The sequence below is a fragment of the Bacillus sp. DHT2 genome (assembly GCF_026241455.1).
In the GTDB taxonomy this organism is placed as follows: Bacteria; Bacillota; Bacilli; order Bacillales; family Bacillaceae_G; genus Bacillus_A; species Bacillus_A pseudomycoides.
In genome coordinates this window covers 72,370-92,214 of sequence record NZ_JAPHWH010000014.1, presented here as the reverse complement: position 1 = coordinate 92,214, position 19,845 = coordinate 72,370, and the positions used below count along the sequence as shown (strand labels likewise).

Below are 19,845 nucleotides of genomic sequence, written 5' to 3'. Positions count from 1 at the left end.
ACATGTAATTATATAAGGGGTTGTTAATGTGAATGTTTATGTGAGAGAACCAGTTAATGCGTTTACCCATCTAGGAGGCGCCATTTTATCATTTATTGCTTTGCTAGCTATGCTTGTGAAAGTTTCTGTGAAAATGCCATCTATTTCTACAATTTCAGCGGTTATTCTATTTGGAGTAGGGATGATGATTCTTTATGCAGCTTCGGCCGTGTATCACAGTGTTGTAGCAAGCGAACGTGTTATTTATTTCTTTAGAAAACTGGATCATTCTATGATTTTCATTTTAATTGCAGGTACATATGCACCTTTTTGCTTAATTACATTACAGGCTGCAAATGGTTTACTATTATTTGTGCTAGTTTATGCTACAGCTATATGTGGTATTGTTTTTAAAATGTTTTGGTTTAACTGTCCGAGATGGTTATCAACAGCAATCTACCTTATGATGGGATGGTTAATTGTTTTATTCTTTGCACCGCTATCAGAAAATCTCAGCATAGAGGGTATTTTGTTTTTAGTACTTGGTGGTGTTTTTTATACGATTGGTGGATTTATTTACGGAGCAAAACCAAAATGGCTAGAATTTAAATATATGGGGCATCATGAAGTTTTCCATATTTTTGTGTTGTTAGGTAGTCTGGCCCACTTTGTATGTGTATATTGTTATGTGATTTAATAAGTTCTATGTAAGGGTTACATATCACGAGGTATGTGGCCTTTTTAATGGGAATAATTTAAAGTGAAAATTTAATCTCACTATATTATAGATAGGAAGAGTGAGGGGGACGGCAAAATTAGAATCAACCTAAGATAGGGCGATTCTAATTTTGCTCAATTACGTGCATGTTCATTAAAGGATTTGATTAGGAATATATCCTTGATGAACTCGAACAAGTTGTTTATGATATACTTTATCACCTTCTTGTCCTGTAGATGAAGATGAGCTACGTCCGAAGCAATTTGTAATAATATTGGAATGATCGAAGTGAGTGATACGAATTTCATAAAGACTAATTTTGTCATCTAAGTTCGCATACAGAACTACTAATTTTTCACTATCAAGATAGTAGGGGAAATTTGCTTCTTCCTTTTCTCCAACTAGGATTGGTAGTTGTATAGGATTAGAATGGTTGGACCAATCCCATATCTCTACATTAATATAACGTGCATAATTTCTATCTAAGTTTACAATGTTTGCTACGACAGAAGCTGTTTGTGGTTCACGTGTTAATACACCTGTTGAGTGAACGACTTGTTTAGGCATATAATCTCACCTTTCATAAAACATAAATTTTAATTTACGATATTTTATGATAGAAGTGATAGTTTGGTATATGGCAAATGCTTGCTTCTACTTGTTTCTAAAAGAAATGGGTAGGGAATAATATAGATTTTGAATTTTATTCCAGAATTTTCGGCGTTTATTTTTAGATATAATGCTGTTATGATGATGTTATCGTTTTCAGATTGTGTTATATGAGATTGACTTTATCTACTGTTGGAAAGAAATATACTATTTTGAAAACGCTTTAATGATATGGTACAGTGATTGCATTCTTTGGATTTCTTTTTGTTTTGAGGTAGGAAGTCTGACTTATTTTGAATAAAAAGTGCTAGTACGCATGAAATAATAATTGTTTCTTGTGTATGCAATTTGAAATGGGTAGGACAATATCACTAGTATAATTTTATGTTACGAGGAGGTTAAGGTGTGAAAAAATATGATTTTCACACGAACATATATGGGTTACGTTGGGTTATTGCTTTCAGGCGCAGCTTTGTTTTTAAACAGTCTTGTCATATTAGGAAAAGCAGAGGAAAAAAGCGCAGGTGTTTTTAATTTATTTGTAGGGGTGCTGCAAATTGTCATTCCGTTTTACCTTATTATGATTTCTGATCAAAGTAATTGGACTGTATATTCATATGCAGCCACTTTTTTATTTGGTTTAACGTATTTGTATGTGGGTATCACCTTTATTACGGGAGTGAGTGGCAATGGGCTAGGATGGTTTTGCCTCTGGGTGGCTCTTGTTGCACTATTTTATATGGTTGTGTCATTCGTTCAATTCCAAGATATTGTTAATGCACTGACTTGGTTTATGTGGGCGCTTCTTTGGTATTTATTCTTTGTGTTAAATGTACAAAAAAAGAATATAAACCAATACCTTGGTAGGATCGCATTTGTACAATCATGGGTAACGCTCACGTTGCCATCGCTTCTTTATTTTATGGGGATATGGGGAACACCAGTAGTTTATCAGGCATGGATTTATGTATCGGTAGTTTCTATTTTATATTTCTGTTATTGCATTTTAAAATATCGAGTACTTTAATAGTAGTAAGATGAGGGAAAGAGAATCTGACTGGATTCTCTTTTTTATGTGGAAATAAATTCAAGTATAATGAAGTTACAAATACTTATTCAGTCACCATAGAACATTAAAGTAACTAAGGGAATGATACATATGACGAAAATATTAGTGTTAGGCGGAACAAGATTTTTCGGAAAACGATTAGTTGAAAGCCTCCTGCAAGCTGGGCACGATGTAACAATTGCAACGCGGGGACTTAAGACAGACTCGTTTGGTAGTGCTGTTAAAAGAGTCGTTGTAGATCGAGAAGATGAAGGGATGCTAAAGGAAATGTTAGCGGGTGCAAGTTATGACGTTGTGTATGATAACCTATGCTATAGTCCGAATGCAGCGAAGATTATATACAAAGTACTTCATAGTAAGGTGAAGAAATATATTGTTACATCCTCAATGGCTGTATATGAGTCGGCACTATCTTTAAAAGAAGATGATTTCAATCCGTATCAGTATCCGATTGTTTATGGAGATAGGCAAGATTTTTCTTATAGTGAAGGAAAAAGATTAGCAGAGGCCGTTTTGTTTAAACATGCAACATTTCCTGTAATTGCAGTGCGCTTTCCAGTTGTTATTGGTGAAAATGATTATACAAAACGATTGCAGTTTTATGTTGAAAATATCGTGAAGAGAAAGCCTTTTGTAGTAGAAGATATAGAAGGCAAAATGTCTTTTATCCATGAAAAAGAAGCAGGTGGTTTTCTAGCATATCTTAGTACGATGAATATAGATGGTCCAATTAATGCATGTAGTAATGGTGTGATTTCTATGCGAGAAGTTATTCGTTTTGTAGAAAAAAATACAGGCATAAAAGCTTATATTGAAGCAAAAGGTGAGAACGTGGCCCCGTATAATGGGATGGAAAATTGTACGATAAATAATACGAAAGCAAAAGAATTAGGATTTCAGTTTAGAAATTTAGAGACGGATGTAAACAATATATTGAAATACTATATTGAAGTAATATAATGATTATTCATAAATCCCCGGGTGGTAATCCGGGGATTTTGGAGGATTTCGACGATACTAGTTTACATTATCAAATTTACCTTATACGCATGACTAGTGTTTTTGTGATTTAATTGCATGTAATTTTCATTTACTTGATCCCAGTTAACAGTATGCCACCAATTTGTAATAAATTCTGGACGGTGGTTTTGATACTGCAAATAATAAGCATGTCCCCATACATCAATTACGAGCAATGGGATTTTTCCTTCTTGCAAGGGTGTATCTTGATTTGGTTTGTTACTACACTCTTTTTTGCTTATACTGTAAAGTAATAGTGTCTTGTTAAAGTAGAAGGAGATTGTTTATGGATAAAATGAAAGAATTAATAGATGAAGCAAGGAAGTTTATTACAATTTGTTATCAAGAGCTTGCTAGAGAGCAGCAAATAGAAGAGCGTCTCAGCCAAATTGTGTCGGAAATAGAGCGGACAGGAACATATGAACACACCTTTGAGGAACTTGTTCATGGTGCACGTATGGCCTGGAGAAATAGTAACCGATGTATTGGAAGATTATTTTGGAATAAAATGCATATATTAGATGCTCGTGAAGTGAATGATGAGGAAGGAGTATATAATGCACTTATTCATCATATTCGATATGCAACGAATAACGGAAAAATTAAACCGACAATTACAATTTTTAAGCAGTATAACGGTGAACAAAATAACATTCGAATTTATAACCATCAGTTGATTCGTTATGCGGGATTTGAAACAGAAATGGAAGTGATAGGTGATTCTCATTCGATTCCATTTACAGCGTTTTGTCAGAAACTTGGCTGGAATGGAGAAGGTACGAATTTTGATGTATTGCCACTCGTATTTTCTGTTGATGGACGAGAACCTGTATATAGGGAAATTCCGAAAGAAGAGGTAAAAGAGGTTGAGATTGAGCACCCAGAATATCCATTTGTATCCTTAGGTGCAAAATGGTATGGGGTACCAATGATTTCAGATATGCGTCTAGAGATTGGTGGCATTTCTTATACAGCTGCTCCTTTTAATGGTTGGTATATGGAAACAGAAATTGGGGCTCGTAATTTGGCAGATCATGATCGTTATAATTTACTTCCAGCTGTTGCAGAAATAATGAATTTGGATACTTCGAGAAACAGTACATTATGGAAAGATAAGGCGTTAGTTGAATTAAATGTAGCTGTTTTGCATTCTTTCAAAAAGCAAGGAGTAAGTATTGTAGATCATCATACAGCAGCACAGCAGTTTGGACAATTTGAAAAGCAAGAGGCGGCTTGTGGCCGTGTCGTGACGGGAAATTGGGTATGGCTCATTCCACCATTATCGCCAGCTACTACCCACATCTATCATAAACCTTATCCGAATGATATTCTGACTCCAAATTTCTTTCATAAATAAAAACAAAAGCATTGAAATGTAGAATTTCAATGCTTTTTGATTAAGTTTAATCCAGTACTTTTCCTTTCGTTTCCGGTACACACACTAGCATTGTAATTAATCCAATTGGATAGATAATGAAAATAAGTGATAGAGCTCCGAATAAATTACTACCTGTAGCAAGTAAACCGATAATAACAGGGCCAAATCCTGCGAGATACATATCATTCTTCTTGACGATACCTTCACTATTTTTCGATAATAAAACTAATTAAACAAATAAAGGATGAATCACAGATGCTAGATTTAGTGCTTATGATGATTGAACGAGTTGGATTAATTGTTATATTAGGTTTTTTACTTTCGCATATTAAAACATTTAGGCGCCTTCTTCATAAACAAGATGGATATAAAGATAAGCTCATGCTTATTTGTATTTTTTCGTTATTTACAATTATAAGCAATTACACAGGAATTGAAATTGCAGGGAATACCATTATGAATGAAAATTGGCTGCAAGGTGTCTCTTCATCGAGTACGATTGCCAATACACGTATTATGGGAGTTGGAATTAGTGGTTTACTAGGTGGACCGATTGTCGGGATTGGCGTTGGATTTATTGCTGGCATTCATCGTTATATGCTTGGGGGAACAACAGCCCTTAGTTGTGCGATTTCATCTATTTTAGCAGGAATTATTACCGGTTATATTGGCCGTGTTTTTGAAAAGCATAACCGTGTGATTACACCTAAATTCTCAGCTGTTTTAAGTGTTTTTATTGTATCTTTGGAAATGATTATGATCTTATCTATTGTAGAAGATGGATTTGACGTTGTAAAAAAAATCGCAATACCGATGATTCTTGTGAATAGTTTCGGGAGTTTTATTTTATTGTCTATGGTACAAGCTATTTTACGCCAAGAAGAAAATGCCAAGGCTTTACAAACTCATAAAGTACTTCGGATTGCTGATAAGACATTGTCTTATTTTCGCCAAGGCTTAACGGAGGAATCTTGTAAACATGTGGCACAAATTATCCATCGTTTTACAGGGACAGATGCGGTATCTTTAACAGATACAGAAAAAATATTGGCGCACGTTGGATTAGCATCTGATCACCATATCCCTTCTCATAGTTTAATTACAGGATTATCAAAAGAAGTATTAAAAACAGGGAAAATAATGAAAGCGAAATCACGAGAGATTATTAACTGTCAACATGAAGAATGTCCTTTGCAGGCAGCAATCGTTATTCCGTTAACTTCGCATGGCAATACAATTGGAACATTAAAGCTTTATTTTAAAAATCCGAACCAATTAAGCCGTGTGGAAGAAGAATTGGCAGAAGGGTTAGCGAAGATTTTCTCAACACAGCTTGAGTTAGGAGAGGCAGAATTACAAAGTAAACTACTTCAAGATGCAGAGATAAAAGCATTACAAGCACAAATTAATCCGCATTTTTTATTCAATGCGATTAATACAGTATCAGCTTTATGCCGTACAGATGTAGAAAAGGCAAGAAAGCTCTTATTGCAACTTAGTGTTTATTTTCGGTGTAATCTACAGGGAGCACGCCAGTTACTTATTCCATTAGAGCAAGAACTGAATCATGTACATGCATATTTATCATTAGAACAAGCAAGGTTCCCAAATAAATATGAGGTGAAAACATATATAGAAGAAGGATTACAGATAATTTTACTCCCACCATTTGTACTGCAATTGTTAGTGGAAAATGCACTTCGTCATGCCTTTCCGAAAAAACAACCAATTTGTCAGGTAGAAATTTATGCACACGCGCAGGGAGATATGGTTCATTTTAAAGTGAAAGATAATGGTCAGGGAATTGAACAAGGGCGCTTAGAGCAATTAGGAGGGGGAGTCGTTCCATCGGAAAAAGGAACAGGAACGGCGCTATATAATATTAATCAACGGTTAATAGGACTGTTTGGGAAAGATACAACACTTCATATCGAGAGTGAATTAGAAAAAGGGACAGAAATTTTATTTACAATTCCGATTCAAAACATAGGGGAGGAAGAAAGCGGTGTTAAAGGTATTAGTAGTTGACGATGAGATGTTAGCACGGGATGAATTGAAATATTTATTGCAGCGTACGAAAGAAGTGGATGTAATTGAAGAAGCTGATTGCGTGGAAGATGCATTAGAAAAGCTAATGGGGAATAAGCCGGATCTTGTCTTTTTAGATATTCAGCTTTCAGATGATAATGGATTTGAGATTGCGAATATATTAAAGAAAATGAAGAACCCACCGTCCATTGTTTTTGCAACAGCTTACGATCAATATGCGCTGCAAGCATTTGAGGTGGATGCATTAGATTATATTTTAAAGCCGTTTGATGAAGAGCGAATTGCACAGACACTGAAAAAATATAAGAAACGAAAGCAAACTGAAACAGAGAAAAACCAAGATGTAAGAGCTAAAGATGTAGCTGCGGAGATGCATAAGCTTGCATTGCCAATAGAAGAATCCATTGTGCTCGTGAATATTGAAGATATTGTTTATGTGGGACTTGTGGACGGGAAAGTAACTGTAAAGACGATTCGGGAAACATACGTAACCCATGATACGCTTGTTATTTTAGAAAAGAAGCTGCCGCAAACGAGCTTTATGCGCGTTCACCGTAGTTTTCTTGCGAATATCAACCATATTTCGGAAATACAGCCCTGGTTTAACTCTACTTATAATTTAATTATGAAAGAGGGATCTAAGGTACCTGTAAGTCGTACATATGCAAAGGAACTTAAAAAGCTGCTTCGTATTTAAGAAGCAGCTTTTGCATTTCATCCCGTTATTTTTGTAACTGATTCCGTATATTTGACGTCCCGATATGTAAACGCTTACTTAATCGTTTACATCATATACAATGAAGGTACCAAATCGAAAGAGGTGGCCAAAGTGAGTACAAAAAAAGTATACAGTTTCTTATCACAAGCATTTGTTTTTTCAGCTATCATGTTGGTTTCTCATATTATTGCAACGCACTTACCAATTCCAATGCCTTCATCAGTAATCGGATTAGTCATTTTGTTTAGTCTATTATGTTTAAAGGTTATTAAGTTGGAGCAGGTTGAATCACTTGGAACGGCGTTAACAGGTATTATTGGATTTCTTTTCGTACCATCTGGTATTTCCGTTATTAACTCTCTTGGGGTAATGGGGCAATACTTTGTACAAATCATAACTGTAATTGTTGTCGCAACAATTATTTTACTAGCAGTAACAGGTTTATTTGCACAATTTATTCTAGGTAAAGATGAAAAAGAAACAACTGATACAAAACAATTAGATGTTGTAAATAAAGGACGCAAACACGGAAAAGTTGCGTAATATATCAGACCATATATGGTTAGGAGGTAATGAACATGGCAAGCACAATGACTCCATACTTCGGAATCGTCGTTTCATTAATCGCATACGGGATCGGAACATTCTTATTTAAACATTCAAAAGGATTCTTCTTATTTACACCACTGTTTGTAGCAATGGTACTTGGTATTGTCTTTTTAAAGGTTGGAAATTTTACATTTGAAGAATATAATACTGGCGGTAAAATGATTAGTTTCTTCTTAGAGCCAGCAACAATTGCCTTTGCAATTCCGTTATACAAACAAGTTGATAAGCTAAAAAAATATTGGTGGCAAATTTTATCCGCTATCGTTGTTGGATCTGTTTGTTCGGTGATTGTCGTGTTCATTGTCGCAAAAGCAATTGGTTTAGATACATCTGTAATGAACTCTATGCTACCACAGGCAGCAACAACAGCAATTGCACTACCAATATCTGAAAGTATCGGTGGTATTCCAGCAATTACATCTTTTGCAGTTATCTTTAACGCAGTTATTGTATACGCACTTGGTGCTTTATTCTTAAAAACATTTAAAGTGAAAAATCCAATTGCGAAAGGATTAGCGCTAGGAACTGCGGGACATGCACTTGGCGTTGCGGTTGGGATTGAAATGGGCGAAGTAGAAGCAGCAATGGCAAGTATTGCAGTAACGGTCGTTGGGGTTGTAACGGTAGTTGTTATTCCGATGTTTATGCCATTTATCGGCTAACAGAATATGTTTTGTGAAAAATATAAAAGCAAGCTATTCGTAGGACAGATTTCTACTGATAGCTTGCTTTTTGTGTTACAGTAGTGGTAAGACCTATTTTATATAAAAATAAATGAGATTTTCCTTAAATCTTCATTAATACTTTGGATAATACGTTCTGAAAAGGACTATTGTATTGTAAAATAGAAAGTAGCTAATGTATCTTGTTCTTAAATCTAGCGAAAGCAAAGAAGATAGGTAGGAGAGTCCATAAGCACTCGATTTGTGGGGGAGATAAAGAAAATCCCACTTATTAAAGTCTCACTTTATAGGACAGGAGAGATCACTCGTCGATTATGCAAATGAAAAGCCTGTTTCAAAGCAAAGGATTCCAAAGATTACTTGTACTGCTCTTGTTGGCTCTTATATTATATGGGCTACAAAGTATGTTTAATTTAATTTTAATTACGTTCATTCTTACGTATTTAATGGATCGATTCCAAAAGTTTATTTCTCGAAAACTCGATCATTTTATGCCGATTAATCGAAAAATTATTATATCGTTATTATATGTGATGTTAGTTGGTGGAATCACTGTTACGTTAGTTAAGTATCTGCCAGTACTAACGGTGCAAATCTCACAATTAATCTACCAGTTTAATGTATTCTTTAAAAATCCACCAGATAATGAAATTATAAAGGCAGCAATTAATGCCATTAACCATATGGAGCTTTCCAAATATATTGGGCAAGGTGTGGACATTCTTTATAAATCCATCGCCAATGTTGGGAAATTTGGGCTGCAATTTTTCCTTTCTCTTATTTTAAGTTTATTCTTCTTACTTGAGAAGGCACGTATTGTCGCTTTTACCGCGAAATTTAAAGAGAGCAGACTTGCCGTTTTTTATAATGAAATTGAATATTTCGGAAAGAAATTCGCACGTTCTTTCGGAAAAGTAATTGAAGCGCAGTTTTTAATTGCTATTGTTAATTGCGTTTTATCTGTTATTGCGCTATGGATTTTAGGATTTCCACAATTGCTTGGTTTAGCGTTAATGATCTTTTTACTCGGCTTAATTCCAGTAGCTGGTGTAATCATTTCGCTCGTTCCGCTTTGTATGATTGCTTATAATATTGGTAGCATTACGTATGTAGTTTATATTTTAATAATTGTTGCTGTTATTCATGCACTTGAAAGTTATGTGTTAAATCCAAAATTCATGTCACAAAAAACGAATTTACCGATTTTTTATACATTTATGGTATTAACTTTCTCTGAACACTTTTTAGGTGTGTGGGGGCTTATTATTGGTATACCAATTTTTGTGTTCCTATTAGATGTGTTAGATGTGACGAGCGATGAGATAGAAAAAGATTCTGCTAAAAAATAGAGTAAAAAAAGCATCGGACGCCGGTGCTTTTTCTTTTATAACTTCTAACTTCTTATGCCATACTGTAAGAAGAATTAAATAATTGGGGTGAAATAAATGGCTATAAATGAAAAGGTAGAAATTGCAACGTTTGCAGGAGGGTGTTTCTGGTGTATGGTTTCACCATTTGAAGAGATGGAAGGTATTATACAGGTTATTTCAGGTTATACGGGTGGGTATAAAGAGAACCCGACTTATAAAGAAGTTTGTTCTGAAACAACAGGGCATTATGAAGCGGTACAAATTACATTCGATGCAAATAAAATGCCATATGAAAAATTATTAGACATTTATTGGAGGCAAATTGATCCAACAGATATTGGAGGTCAATTTCATGATCGTGGACAATCTTATGAAACTGTAATTTTTTATCATAGTGAAGAACAACTTGAACAAGCAGAAGCTTCAAAATTGGCACTTGCTGAGAGCGGTTGGTTTTCGGAACCAATTGCTACAAAAATACTCCCTGCTACTACATTTTATCCAGCTGAAGAGTATCATCAAGGATATCATAAGAAAAATGCATTTCGCTATGAATTATATCGCCAAGGATCAGGACGCGATGCGTTTATTAAAAAACATTGGCCGAAAGATAATGCGCATTTAAAAGAGCGATTAACAGATATGCAATTTTATGTAACACAAGAAAATGGTACAGAGCCTCCGTTCCAAAACGAATATTGGAATCATAAAGAGGAAGGAATTTACGTAGACATTGTTTCCGGTGAACCACTATTTACTTCTTTAGATAAATTCGATAGTGGATGCGGTTGGCCGAGTTTTACAAAACCAGTGATGTCCGCTAGTATAAAAGAGAAAATGGACGTTAGTCACAATATGACGCGTACGGAAGTAAGAAGTAAAGAAGGCGATTCTCACCTTGGGCATGTGTTCCCAGATGGGCCAGGTCCGAATGGTCTTCGTTACTGCATTAATTCAGCGGCGCTTCGGTTTATTCCGAAAGAGGAATTGGAGAAAGAAGGCTATGGAGATTTTTTAATCTTGTTCGGAAATAAAAAATAACCTCGCATATTGCGAGGTTACTTCTTTATTCTACTGTTTTCTTTTTAAACTTACTGAGTACCTCATAAACAATTGGAACGATAAGAAGTGTTAGTAATGTTGAACTTGTTAACCCACCAATTACCGTTACTCCAAGACCTTTAGAAATTAATCCACTTCCTTCGAATCCTAGTGCAAGCGGGATAAGGGCACCAATTGTTGCGATTGCAGTCATTAGAATTGGGCGTAAGCGTGTTGCGCCAGCTTCTAACAATGCTTCGCGTGTTGATAGCCCCTCGCGCTCCTTATGAATAACACGGTCGATGAGAACAATTGCATTCGTTACAACGATACCGATTAACATAAGGGCACCAATCATTGCCGATACGCTTAACGTTTCACCAGAAATCAATAAGGCAACAAGGGCACCAATGATTGTAAATGGTAGCGAGAATAAGATTGCGAGTGGTGCAAGTGCACCGCCGAATGTAACGACAAGAACGAAGTATACAATGGCAATCGCAGCTAACATTGCTAGGCCAAGTTGTTTAAATGATTCTTGAATATCTTTTGTAACACCACCCATAGAAACATCTATACCAGAAGGAAGATCCATTTTATCTACTTCTTTCTGGACAGCAGCAGATGCTTTAGAAACATCATCAGATGTTAATTTTGCACTTACTTCTGCATAAACGCGACCATCACGATGTGTTACTGTATTGGAAGTTTCACCTTCTTTTACAGTCATAACATCTTTAACAGCAACCTCGTTGCCAAGTGGTGTTGTAATTTTACGATTTGTTAAATCATCAATTGTTTGATAATCATGTTTTTCTGCTTCTACATATACGTTAACATCTTTACCGTCTTTTTTGATTGTAGTAAGGACAGGGCGATCATGTTGGTTAGAAAGTCCCATTCCAATTTGGGCAGCGGTTAGCCCCATCTTACTTAATTTTTCTTGATCAGCGACTAATGTGTATTCTGCGTATGTTTTTGCAATACTAGAGTCAACATCTTTTAAATCTTTATTCTTTTTCATGATGTCCTGAATATCTTTAACAACAGGTTTGATGTCTTCTGAGCTATCTCCGTATACGTACAGCTTGATTTCATTGCTACCGCCACTTGCTCCGAAGTCTTGGCTTTTCCATTCACCTTTTCCTGTCATCTTTTGTAAGTCTTTAATAACTTGTTCTTTCTCTTTGTCGAAGTTCTTTGTGTCATTATCATACTGAACGAAGAACATAGCTTGATTTGTTTTACCTGGACTCATTGGGTTTTCTCCACCTAATGAGAACTGAATTGTTTTTACATCTTTTTTATCTTGGAAGTGTTTTTCAGCTTTTGTTGTAATTTTTTCAACATCTTCTAAAGTTTGCCCTGGTGCAGGGTTATACGTTGCAATAATCATTTTCTCTTCTTCAGATGGTAAGAAACTTACACCGATAATTGGTACAAGTGCAAGGCTACCTACTAATAAAAGAACAGCAAGGCTAGATGTAATGATTTTATGGTTTAATGCCCATCCAAGCAGGCGTTTATAGCCATTTGCTAATTTACTTGGTTTTTCTTCATGATGTATTTGTTTTTCTCTTGTACTTTCCTTTTTAAATAAAGAGTGTGCTAACATTGGTACAATTGTAACTGCTACAAGTAATGAAGCTAACAAGGCAAAGACAATTGTTAAAGCGAACGGTAAGAACATTTCACCAATCATACCTTTTACAAGTCCAAGAGGTAAAAAGACTGCAATTGTTACAATTGTTGAAGACATAATCGGAACAAACATCTCTTTTGTCGCTTCACGAATTAAGTCTCTACCTTTTAATTTTTCGTCTGATAAGGACATGCGTCGGTAAATATTTTCAATAACAACGATCGAATCATCGACAACGCGCCCAATGGCAACGGTCATCGCTCCAAGCGTCATCATATTAAGTGTAATATCCATCTGTTTTAATACTAAAACAGCAATTAATAAAGAAAGTGGTATAGAGACAACAGAAATCAATGTTGTTCGAATGTTTCGTAAGAACAACATAATAATAACAATAGCAAAGATGGCACCAAATATTGCTTTGCTAAGCATAGTATCAACTGATTTCTCAATCGGTGCACCTTGGTCAAATGTTGAGATGATTTCTAAGTCTTTATATTTTTTCTCAAAGTCCTTCACTTTGTCTTTGGCCGCATTTACGACATCAACTGTATTTGCATTAGCAGCTTTTACGATTTGGATACCGATTGCTTCTTTTCCATTTGTACGGGAAATAGATTCGGCTGTTCCTACTTCTTTAATATCAGCAATTTCTTCTAATGTAACAGTGGGAATTCCGTTAGCTGCAGCCGGATTCATCTGTGGCGTTTGAGCTCCTGCTCCTGGTTTGCCTTGACCACTTGCTGCTGAAGGGACGGCAGGAATCTTCATTTCTTTTAAAGCTTTGATTGTTGTAATATTACCATCTACAACAACTGATTTCTCCGTATCTTTAAAAGTATAGAGACCAAGTGGTAAAGATACATCAGAACCTTTAATGATATTTTTAACAGTATCTTCACTTAAACCCAATTCTTGCATCTTATCTTTTTTAAAGACGAGTTGCACCTCATCTACTTGTTGTCCAGCAATTTGAACAGATGCAACGCCATCGAGCTCTTTTAGCCCTGGAACAATATTTTTTTCAACCTTTTCAGTTAAGGAAGCTAAAGATTCATCTTTACTTGCTATGCTTAATGAAATAACAGGAAAGGCATTAAAGTTTACTCGAGAAACTTTTGGATCTTTCACGCCTTCTGGTAATTTTACATTTGCAAGTGCTTCTTTAATTTCAGTTTCAGCTTTTTCCATATTCTTATCAAAGTCATATTCTACTTGAATAGACGAAGCATTTTGATAAGAGGAAGAACTTACAACGTTCACGCCATTTAAATTCTGCAGCTGTTCTTCCATCGGTTTCGATACCTTATCAGCTACTTCTGCTGGTGTAGCACCAGGATAAACCGTTGTTACCGTTACAACTGGCGTTGTAATGTCAGGAATTGTTTCTAGCTTCATATTAAGGCCGGAGTAAATCCCTGCAATGGTAACAATAATGGTTAGTAGCCAAACTGCGAACTTATTTTTTAAAGAAAAGTTAATGATTTTGTTCATGTTTGCGCTCCCTTTTTAACGTGTATTGACCAATCGGTCAGTCTAATACATAATATAACTGACTGATTGGTCAGTCGTCAATGAAAAGGAATGGTATAATAAAGGGAAACTTCCGTCAGTGGGGAGGGTTCTTCATCCCTCATTGATAGTTAGTCCTTACCAATTGGGCTTTTACAGGCAGTTATCCTCCATCTATCTTCCTCGTTTTTCTCTGAACCTAGAGGTGGAGGGACTGCCTGTTAATGCGGGATAAAGTTAAGGTGAAATTGTATGATGCGAGATTGAATTAGGAGAGAAAATATGAAAGAAAAAGAACGTTTAATTATAGAAATGGCAATGAAGTTATTTGCAACTAAAGGTGTGAACGCAACGTCGGTACAAGAGATTGTAACAGCATGCGGTATATCAAAAGGAGCATTTTATCTATATTTTAAATCGAAAGATGAATTGTTATTAGCGACACTCCGATATTATTATGACAAAATCCATAAAAAGATGATGGCTATTGATGGAGAATCATTGCTGCCACGTGAAAAGTTTGAAAAACAACTACATTGTCAATTTAATGATGTACAAAAACATAAGGAATTCATTATTATGCACGCGAGAGAAAATGCAATTCCTTTTAATAAAGAAGTAGAAGCATTTATGATGAGAATGAAGCTCGAGTCACATGCATTTTATCGAAATAGTTTATTATCAATTTATGGTGGACAGGTTACTCCATATCTTTTAGATCTTGTTATTATGGTAGAAGGGATATGCAGGGGTTATTTAGAGTTAATTATTTTAAATGTAGCTGAAATAGATTTATTTCATGTTTCATCATTTATTTTAAAGAGGGTGGATGATCTTGTAGCAGGTCTTGTACAATCTAAGGATACGCCTGTTTTACATGAAGAAAAGCTGGGACAATTCTTTTGTAGTTCAGAGCTTATTAAAGAGCAGGCAAAAGAGCATTTTTTACAGGAAATTGTTATGTTCAAACGTACATTAGCAGATCAATTAGAAAATGATGAGTTGTTAGTTACTTTAGATGTTCTCGAAGCTGAAATGAGGTTGCTAAATCCAAGAGTTCCAGTTATTCAAGGGATGCTGGCTAATTTAAAAGCTTACGATGATTTGAAGGATTTTCGGTTGAGATTAGCTGGGTATTATCATATAAAAGTTATATAGGATGGATTTGTTCATCCATAATAAAAAGGGGATCATAATAGATCCCCTTTTTTATTAGTTATTAGATTGTGCCCACTCTTCTACGTTCCAAACTTTTGTAATCCAATCCTCATAGAAATCTGGTTCGTGACATACAAGAAGGATTGTTCCTTTATATGCTTTTAAAGCTTTTTTTAATTCTTCTTTAGCTGTAACATCAAGGTGATTTGTTGGCTCATCAAACAGGATCCAGTTGCTTTCTTCACCCATTAATTTACATAGACGGACTTTCGCTTGCTCTCCACCGCTTAATTGGCTTAATGGACGAGAAATATGCTCGTTTTTCAAACCACATCGTGCTAACATTGCCCGAACTTGGTGCTGATCTAGACTTGGGAATGTATTCCATACATCATCGATGGGCGTTAAATTCTCAGCTTTTACCTCTTGTTCGAAGTATGCAGGTTCTAAGAAATCACCAAGGCTTGTTTTCCCGCTTAATGGTTTAATTTTACCTAGGATTGTTTTTAATAATGTTGATTTACCAACACCATTACATCCAACAATCGCGATTTTTTCTCCACGCTCAATTGTCATCGTTAATTTTGGTAATAATGCATGTGTGTATCCAATTTCTACATCTTCACCTTCAAAGACAAAGCGACTGCTTGCGCGACATTCTTTGAAAGAGAATTCTGGTTTAATTGCTGTTTCTGGGCGATCAATACGCTCCATGCGATCTAGTTGTTTCTGACGACTCTTTGCACGACCTGTTGTAGAATAACGAGCTTTGTTTTTTGCGATAAAATCTTCTTGTTTTTTAATGAATTCTTGCTGCTTTTGATAAGCGTTTAAATGTTGATTTTTATTGATTTCAGCTAGCTCTAGGAATTTTTCATATGTCGCTGTGTAACGCGTCATTTTTGAGAATTCTAGATGGAAAATAACATCAACACATTTGTTCATAAATTCCGTATCATGGGAAATTAAAAGGAACGCATGTGGATATTCTTTTAGGTAATTTGTTAACCATTGAATATGTTCAACATCTAAATAGTTGGTCGGCTCATCAAGTAATAGTACTTCTGGTTGTTCAAGTAATAGCTTTGCAAGTAATACTTTTGTACGCTGCCCACCACTTAATGCAGAAACATCACGGTCTAATCCAATTGCATCAATTCCAAGACCACGTGCAGCTTCTTCAATTTTAATATCTAATAAATAGAAACCACCTGCTTCAAGTGCATCTTGAATCTCTGCCATTTGATCAAGAAGTTCTTCTAATTCTTCCGGCGTAGCTGTTCCCATTTTCTCAGTAACGATATTGAGTTCTTTTTCTTTCTCAAATAAAGGTAAGAACGCATCTGTTAATACGTCACGGATCGTTCTGCCCGGTGTTAATATTGTATGTTGGTCTAAATATCCGTAATGTGTACCAGGTGTCCATTCTACGCGTCCTTCATCATGGATAAGTTGTCCAGTAATAATATTCATAAATGTTGATTTACCAACGCCGTTTGCACCAACTAAACCAACATGTTCTCCTGCTAATAAGCGCATTGATACGTCTTTAAATAGTGTACGATCACCAAATGTATGACCTAAATTTTCAACTGTTAATAAGCTCATAATGTCCTCCGTCCATTTCAAAATAGTACCTTGAATCATGATACTAAATTCTCGGATATAATGCTATCCTTTCAAAATGTATATTTTTTCAAAAATAGGATTGCTTTTTTTTGGAAAAAGAATATAATTTAATTGAACGGTGGTTAATTAAATTGTGAGGTATGAGAAATGTCGCCAAGAAGAGCAGTTAAACAAGAATTAACGAGAGAAATGATTATGAATGCAGCAAGGGATTTATTTATAAAACAAGGGTATCAGCATACTTCAATGCGTAAAATCGCAGCAGAATTAGGATATAGTCATGGATCAATCTATTATCATTTTAAAAATAAAGCAGAGCTTTTTTATGCGATGGTTGAACAAGATTTTCAATTATTGGATCAAAGGCTAGATGAAACGATTGCTCAAAATTTACAGCGAGAAGAACAATTAAAAGCAGTGTTATTAGGTTTTATTGAATTTGGTCTACGAAATCAAAGTCATTATGAAATTATGTTTTTGATTAAAGATGAAGAATTAAAAGAATGTCTAGCAGATGAGCCAAATGCTAGTTATGATAAGTTCGCTAATGTTATATCTTCCTTATGTAATGGAAAGGTAAGCATAATGACTATATGGTCTGTTTTTTTATCATTACATGGGTTTGTATCGCATTATTGTAGAAATGTCCAAACGTTTGAAGATGTACAAGATTTAGCTAAAGCACATGTGAATTTTATTGCGAAATCACTTCTTATGTAAGTGATTTTCTTTTTACAATTAATTGAACGGTGGTTAATTAAAAGGAGGATTAAGATGAAAAAGGCGTTAGTATTGGGAGCATCTGGAGCAATGGGATATGCAATTACAAAGGAATTGTGCGGGAGCGGGATTGATGTAATTGCTTTTGCGAGAAATAAGGAGAAGCTAGAAAAGCTGTTTTACGATGAGGAAAGAATACAAATAATAGCGGGAGATGTATTTAAGCAAGCAGATATAATGGGGACTGCTAAAGATGTAGATGTGATCTTTCATGCTGTAAATATTCCGTATACAGATTGGGAGATAAAACAGCCAGAGTTACTAAAAAATATATTAGAAACGACAAAACATCACGGTGCTAAATTAGCGATGGTAGATAATATTTATGCGTATGGAAGACAAGAACGAGGGAAGGTAACGGAAGAGGCTGTAAAGAACCCACATACAAAGAAGGGGAAAATTCGTTTACAGCTTGAATTGATGGCAAAACAGGCTGGTGTACCGGTACTTACTGCTCATTTTCCAGATTTTTATGGGCCAAATGCAGAAAGTACGCTTGTTCATCATACGTTACAAGGTGTTCTTGCAAATAAAATATCTAGCTTTGTCGGGGATAAGAAGCTTGCTAGGGAATATATTTTTACGCCGGATGGAGCTAAGGCGATTGTTGAATTAGCATTACGTGATAGTGCATATGGGCAAAACTGGAACATACCGGGTTCTGGTGTGATTACAGGGGAAGAGATGATTGGGCATATAAGAGAATTAACCGGATATACAAAACCTATAATGACTGTAAAAAAACGCATGATTGGAATGCTTGGCTTATTTGATAAACAAATGAAAGAGTTTGTAGAAATGTTGTATTTGACAGAAGAACCGGTTGTATTGAGTGGAGAAAAGTATGAGAGGTGTATTGGTAAAGTGCCAAAGACATCTTACCGTGAGGGACTAAAGGAGACTATTTTGTTTTTGGAGGGGAGAAATTAGATAAAAAAGAAGAGCGAACTGTTCTAATATTGAACGATTGCTCTTCTTTTTTCTTCTATTTAAAATAACCTCGAACGATTCCTTTTAAACGATTTGCATGGAATTTGCGTTTATCATTCGAAATATTTTGCGTCATACGGAATGTAGCGGCTGCAACCGCACGTAAAAAGTATGGGAAGCCATAATGTAAACGAATTACTCTTCCGAAACCACCGGCATAGGAAATGGCTCTTTTTAATGATTGCTCATTAATGACTTCTTCTTTTACTGGATGGTATACGAATAGGTCTTTTTTAAATAGTCCTGTATATCCATTTTTCATACCGCGTAGTACGAAGTCAGTTTCTTCACCAGCTCCGTAAATTGTTCCTGATCCAACACCTAAGTCTTCATCAAATGTACCAACATCTTGCACAAATTGTTTCGTAAAGAATAGTGTGAAAGACGGTCCCATGAATCCATATTTATCATTTAAAATAATATCTGTTTCTGGTGCATGCACTAATGAGCCTGTTCCTTCAACATTTGTAGTATTTGTTGATATAAATTGAATATCCTTATCTTTATTAAATGTTTCTAGGATGCTTTCCAACACGTTTGTTTCATAAATACAGTCATCATCCGGAAATGCGATAATATCACCATCAGCTACTTTTAATCCTGCATTACGGGCACGGGATAATCCTTTAATAGGCGTATAAATATAGTTGATGGAAAATTTTTCTTTATAGTCTGCAAAGAGATCAGAAATTGGTGTATCGTTTTGGTCAACTACAATGAGCTCAAAGTTTTTATAAGTTTGTTTTTCTAATGAGTTTAGTAAATCAAGAATGTCATCACGTCTGCCGCAAGTGGCCATGATTAAAGAAAATTTCAATTGTAACAGCTCCTTCAAGAGGGTTCATTTGTTCATATACAGAAAATAGTTTGTATTTCTTACGTCATTTTACA

18 protein-coding genes and 1 pseudogene are annotated in these 19,845 nt (G+C 35.4%); 13 read left to right on the top strand and 6 right to left on the bottom strand.

Features of this window, described 5'->3' with window-relative positions:
• Positions 1-28: 28 nt before the first annotated feature.
• A complete protein-coding gene (gene trhA, locus ORL93_RS25285) occupies positions 29-676 on the top strand; it encodes a PAQR family membrane homeostasis protein TrhA (RefSeq protein ID WP_098160865.1) in 648 nt (215 codons plus the stop codon).
• 174 nt (positions 677-850) lie between these two features.
• Here trhA and ORL93_RS25280 read toward each other — a convergent pair whose 3' ends face one another.
• Complete coding sequence (locus ORL93_RS25280) at positions 851-1,264, bottom strand: hypothetical protein (RefSeq protein WP_097793963.1); 414 nt, start codon at positions 1,262-1,264, stop codon at positions 851-853.
• Positions 1,265-1,742: 478 nt separating this feature from the next.
• Here ORL93_RS25280 and ORL93_RS25275 point away from each other — a divergent pair, with 478 nt between their 5' ends.
• Together ORL93_RS25275 and ORL93_RS25270 are read left to right on the top strand one after the other, a co-directional pair.
• Positions 1,743-2,333: an AmiS/UreI family transporter gene (locus ORL93_RS25275; protein ID WP_097794013.1), complete on the top strand. Its 591-nt coding sequence runs from the start codon at positions 1,743-1,745 to the stop codon at positions 2,331-2,333.
• Positions 2,334-2,465: 132 nt separating this feature from the next.
• Positions 2,466-3,335 carry an NAD-dependent epimerase/dehydratase family protein gene (locus tag ORL93_RS25270; RefSeq protein WP_265959658.1) on the top strand — a complete coding sequence of 290 codons (870 nt, stop codon included), beginning with the start codon at positions 2,466-2,468 and terminating at the stop codon, positions 3,333-3,335.
• A gap of 62 nt (positions 3,336-3,397) precedes the next feature.
• On the opposite strand, the gene ORL93_RS25265 is transcribed toward ORL93_RS25270, so the two are convergent.
• Complete coding sequence (locus ORL93_RS25265; protein WP_371399136.1) at positions 3,398-3,637, bottom strand: Fe-Mn family superoxide dismutase; 240 nt, start codon at positions 3,635-3,637, stop codon at positions 3,398-3,400.
• A gap of 44 nt (positions 3,638-3,681) precedes the next feature.
• On the opposite strand from ORL93_RS25265, the gene ORL93_RS25260 reads away from it, so the two are divergent.
• Positions 3,682-4,752: a nitric oxide synthase oxygenase gene (locus ORL93_RS25260; RefSeq protein WP_097793965.1), complete on the top strand. Its 1,071-nt coding sequence runs from the start codon at positions 3,682-3,684 to the stop codon at positions 4,750-4,752.
• A gap of 46 nt (positions 4,753-4,798) precedes the next feature.
• Here the strand turns inward: ORL93_RS25260 and ORL93_RS25255 are convergent.
• Positions 4,799-4,948, bottom strand: a pseudogene (locus ORL93_RS25255) (MFS transporter); the annotation flags it as partial.
• Between the two features lie 80 nt (positions 4,949-5,028).
• Here ORL93_RS25255 and ORL93_RS25250 point away from each other — a divergent pair.
• From ORL93_RS25250 to msrB, 6 genes are all read left to right on the top strand, one after another.
• A complete protein-coding gene (locus tag ORL93_RS25250; RefSeq protein ID WP_265959657.1) occupies positions 5,029-6,801 on the top strand; it encodes a sensor histidine kinase in 1,773 nt (590 codons plus the stop codon).
• Entirely contained in the window at positions 6,779-7,519 is a 741-nt protein-coding gene (locus tag ORL93_RS25245; RefSeq protein WP_018764849.1) for a LytR/AlgR family response regulator transcription factor, read from the top strand. The genes ORL93_RS25250 and ORL93_RS25245 overlap by 23 nt, the downstream gene beginning before the upstream one ends.
• A 132-nt stretch (positions 7,520-7,651) precedes the next feature.
• Entirely contained in the window at positions 7,652-8,083 is a 432-nt protein-coding gene (gene lrgA, locus ORL93_RS25240; RefSeq protein WP_016112789.1) for an antiholin-like murein hydrolase modulator LrgA, read from the top strand.
• A gap of 35 nt (positions 8,084-8,118) precedes the next feature.
• On the top strand, positions 8,119-8,811 hold the full coding sequence (gene lrgB / locus ORL93_RS25235; RefSeq protein WP_003202485.1) for an antiholin-like protein LrgB: 693 nt from the start codon (positions 8,119-8,121) through the stop codon (positions 8,809-8,811).
• Between the two features lie 335 nt (positions 8,812-9,146).
• Complete coding sequence (locus tag ORL93_RS25230) at positions 9,147-10,181, top strand: AI-2E family transporter (protein WP_003202488.1); 1,035 nt, start codon at positions 9,147-9,149, stop codon at positions 10,179-10,181.
• Positions 10,182-10,277: 96 nt separating this feature from the next.
• Positions 10,278-11,243 (top strand): peptide-methionine (R)-S-oxide reductase MsrB, encoded by a 966-nt coding sequence (gene msrB / locus ORL93_RS25225; protein WP_098160861.1) that lies wholly within the window; start codon positions 10,278-10,280, stop codon positions 11,241-11,243.
• Positions 11,244-11,268: 25 nt separating this feature from the next.
• Here the strand turns inward: msrB and ORL93_RS25220 are convergent, their stop codons facing one another.
• Positions 11,269-14,379 carry an efflux RND transporter permease subunit gene (locus tag ORL93_RS25220; protein WP_265959656.1) on the bottom strand — a complete coding sequence of 1,037 codons (3,111 nt, stop codon included), beginning with the start codon at positions 14,377-14,379 and terminating at the stop codon, positions 11,269-11,271.
• A 300-nt stretch (positions 14,380-14,679) separates the two neighbouring features.
• Between ORL93_RS25220 and ORL93_RS25215 the strand changes: the two genes are divergently transcribed.
• Positions 14,680-15,555, top strand: a complete 876-nt coding sequence (locus ORL93_RS25215; protein WP_018764851.1) for a TetR/AcrR family transcriptional regulator — start codon at positions 14,680-14,682, stop codon at positions 15,553-15,555.
• Between the two features lie 54 nt (positions 15,556-15,609).
• On the opposite strand, the gene ORL93_RS25210 is transcribed toward ORL93_RS25215, so the two are convergent.
• Complete coding sequence (locus tag ORL93_RS25210) at positions 15,610-17,202, bottom strand: ABC-F family ATP-binding cassette domain-containing protein (protein WP_003202496.1); 1,593 nt, start codon at positions 17,200-17,202, stop codon at positions 15,610-15,612.
• Between the two features lie 129 nt (positions 17,203-17,331).
• On the opposite strand from ORL93_RS25210, the gene ORL93_RS25205 reads away from it, so the two are divergent.
• Positions 17,332-17,904, top strand: a complete 573-nt coding sequence (locus tag ORL93_RS25205) for a TetR/AcrR family transcriptional regulator (protein ID WP_006096740.1) — start codon at positions 17,332-17,334, stop codon at positions 17,902-17,904.
• A gap of 54 nt (positions 17,905-17,958) precedes the next feature.
• Positions 17,959-18,894: an SDR family NAD(P)-dependent oxidoreductase gene (locus tag ORL93_RS25200; protein ID WP_265959655.1), complete on the top strand. Its 936-nt coding sequence runs from the start codon at positions 17,959-17,961 to the stop codon at positions 18,892-18,894.
• 55 nt (positions 18,895-18,949) lie between these two features.
• Here ORL93_RS25200 and ORL93_RS25195 read toward each other — a convergent pair whose 3' ends face one another.
• Complete coding sequence (locus tag ORL93_RS25195; RefSeq protein ID WP_097793971.1) at positions 18,950-19,771, bottom strand: glycosyltransferase family 2 protein; 822 nt, start codon at positions 19,769-19,771, stop codon at positions 18,950-18,952.
• Between the last annotated feature and the right edge of the window lie 74 nt (positions 19,772-19,845).